The organism is Micromonospora sp. NPDC048843 (assembly GCF_040649965.1).
GTDB lineage: Bacteria > Actinomycetota > Actinomycetes > Mycobacteriales > Micromonosporaceae > Micromonospora > Micromonospora hortensis.
This window is the reverse complement of the sequence record NZ_JBEZGJ010000394.1, coordinates 1-1,051: the sequence shown is the minus strand read 5'-3', so window position 1 is coordinate 1,051 and position 1,051 is coordinate 1. Positions and strand designations below refer to the sequence as shown.

Annotated in this window: 1 protein-coding gene and 1 pseudogene; one reads left to right on the top strand and one right to left on the bottom strand. The window is 71.5% G+C overall.

Translation table 11 applies throughout. The features are described 5' to 3' along the window. Window positions 1–23 precede the first annotated feature (23 nt). Window positions 24–896 carry a phosphopantetheine-binding protein gene (locus AB0C20_RS36355; RefSeq protein WP_357569739.1) on the top strand — a complete coding sequence of 291 codons (873 nt, stop codon included), beginning with the start codon at window positions 24–26 and terminating at the stop codon, window positions 894–896. Here the strand turns inward: AB0C20_RS36355 and AB0C20_RS36350 are convergent. After that, a pseudogene (locus AB0C20_RS36350) lies at window positions 892–1,051 on the bottom strand (DUF4129 domain-containing protein); the annotation flags it as partial. The gene AB0C20_RS36355 and the pseudogene AB0C20_RS36350 overlap by 5 nt on opposite strands.

Here is a 1,051-nt window from a genome sequence, read left to right as displayed (position 1 = left end):
GGCGCAGCGATCATCAGGTCCAGGTGCGGGGATTCCGCATCGAGCTCGGCGAGATCACCGAGGTGCTCGGTGCTCATCCGGCACTGCGCTTCGCGCACACCGAGGTTCGCGATATCGCCGGTCCCGCGCGGATCGTGTCCTATGTGCAGGCGGCCGACGCGGGCGCGGTGATCGACGTCGACGCGCTGCGTGCGCATGTGGCCGAGCATCTGCCGGCCCACATGGTGCCCAGCAGTGTGACGGTGCTCGACCGGATCCCGCTCACACCGGTCGGCAAACTCGACCGCGCCGCGTTGCCGGAGCCCCGGCAGATCGTTGTCGCGGCCCGTGAGCCGAGCACCGACGGCGAGCGGCTGGTGGCGCAGGTGATGGCGGAGCTGATCGGCGCGGACACCGTCGGCGCGGACGACAATTTCTTCGATATCGGCGGAAACTCCCTGCTGGCAACCCAATTGGTGGCCCGCCTGACCGCCGCCACCGGGCCGGGCGGGGTTCGCCGACCACCGTGCCCCGGCGCCGGCCGCGCCACCACACCACGATCGCCGCGAAGACGAGTGCCTGCGCCCCACCGTAGGCCAGCCAGGGCGGGAAGCGTTCGAAGATCGAATCGTTGCCCGCGCCGGGCTCCGGGTTCGGGAGATCCGGTCGTTCCGGTGGCGGCGGGGGATGGGTGGGTGGCGGCGGCGCCGAAGGGGTGGCGGCCAATCGGATCAGCAGGTAGACGATCAGCGCGACAACCAGGACTCCGAGAACCACGGCCCAGAACCGCTTGTCGCGCAACAGCCGCGGGAGTGGTGGCAGACTGCGGCGGCGCGTCGCCGATTCCCCGGATCGGGCCTGGTCGACCGGATCTGCCGGGGGAGGCGGGGCGAGCGAATAGCGGTCGGCGGCACTGAGACGCTGGTATTCGTCGGGCGAGGCGGTGCGGCCGCCATAGACGATCTCGTCGAAACTGTGTGCGGCGCCATCGAATTCGCCCGCGGTGCCGGGAAGTGCCCGCGCTGCCGCCCGCGCGGTCTCGCGTGCGGTGCGGGAGCGCCGGACCTCGAGC